The organism is Peribacillus sp. NPDC056705 (assembly GCF_043656335.1).
This window is the reverse complement of the sequence record NZ_JBHTYI010000192.1, coordinates 1-671: the sequence shown is the minus strand read 5'-3', so window position 1 is coordinate 671 and position 671 is coordinate 1. Positions and strand designations below refer to the sequence as shown.

The 671-nt window shown below is 46.1% G+C and carries 1 protein-coding gene; it reads left to right on the top strand.

The features are described from left to right. The first annotated feature begins 165 nt into the window (after positions 1–165). A complete protein-coding gene (locus ACFRAK_RS28825) occupies positions 166–507 on the top strand; it encodes a hypothetical protein (protein WP_394573168.1) in 342 nt (113 codons plus the stop codon). Positions 508–671 lie beyond the last annotated feature (164 nt).

The window sequence follows — 671 nt, the reverse complement described above, 5'->3', positions numbered from 1 at the left end:
GGGTTCGAATCCCATCCTCTCCGCCATACACCATCTACAACAACCGTTCCTAAGGGAGCGGTTTTTTTGCGTTCATTTAGTTTAAAGATTTTGGGCTACGTCCAATGCTCTTTTGTATAAAACATCCCTTATATTCGCAATTTATAGTGTAGGGGAGGTGTGATAATGAGTTCACAAATAAATGTGGATCAGACAACATTGGTAAACGCTTGGCAAGAAAGACTACCTACCATCCTCAAGCCGGGTGATCATGCCGAAGTGGCAGCCGACGAGAGAGATTCTAACGCAATACGCATTCATATTGGTGCAGCTGGACGTCAGGAGTACTCTTTTGATTTTCAATGCACATATGTGGATTCAAGGGAAGTCCGTGTGGATTTGGTGGATGTAGAGCGAGATGGCGCAACGACCGATGAGCGCAGTGAGAACATTCAGGGCATGGTCGGTGATTATACAAGGCACATCCATGAGTGTGCACAGGCCTTGCAGCAGATCACGCACCATTAACATTCAGCGGTACGGTATACATGCTATGGCTAAGCTACCCGATAGCTCTAAGCGGAAATCCTGAAAGAAGCGGTTATGATTTCCCCACAGAAGATCCCTACATTCATGAATCTGGAGGTCTGCATGATGAGTAAACCCAAATCGATTCCTGTTCCAGAATCCCA

What these genes read in the sequence shown, in the direction of transcription:
- ACFRAK_RS28825 (WP_394573168.1), top strand. Translation starts at nt 166, where the DNA reads ATGAGTTCACAAATAAATGTGGATCAGACAACATTGGTAAACGCTTGG.